Genomic DNA, 380 nt, shown 5'->3' with positions numbered 1-380 from the left:
GCGACTGGCCGGCGTAAAAGACTGTGCCGGCACCGTATTCGCGGGCGATGGCCAGACCTATCCGGTCACGATAGAACTCGACCGACTTCGGATAGTCGACCGGCCGGATCAACATCCGGCTGGCCAGGATCTCCATGTCCCTTGTCTACCACCGTCGGGCCGCCGCGCGAATCCGCGACACGGGTCAGCGCCGGGGTGCCTCAATCTCACGGCAGAACCGGTGCATGCCGTCATCGAGGCCCTCGTGGCGCCAGCCGATCGCGGAGAAGAAACTGAACGCGGCGGGATTGTCCACGTCGACGAACGCGATCCAACACTTCGCCGCAGGATGCCCAGCCCAGGCCAGCGTCGCCGTGACGGCCTCACGCCCGATGCCCGAA

General features: G+C 66.1%; 1 protein-coding gene. It reads right to left on the bottom strand.

Annotated features, from left to right (window positions below):
* Positions 1–184: 184 nt before the first annotated feature.
* The coding region (locus IMZ11_RS44760; RefSeq protein WP_228649903.1) for a hypothetical protein at positions 185–380 on the bottom strand (196 nt) is incomplete at its 5' end.

This window comes from Microtetraspora sp. AC03309, assembly GCF_020826795.1.
Classification (GTDB): domain Bacteria; phylum Actinomycetota; class Actinomycetes; order Streptosporangiales; family Streptosporangiaceae; genus Microtetraspora; species Microtetraspora glauca.
The sequence above is the reverse complement of the archived record's forward strand: the minus strand, read 5'-3'. Positions and strand labels throughout refer to the sequence as shown.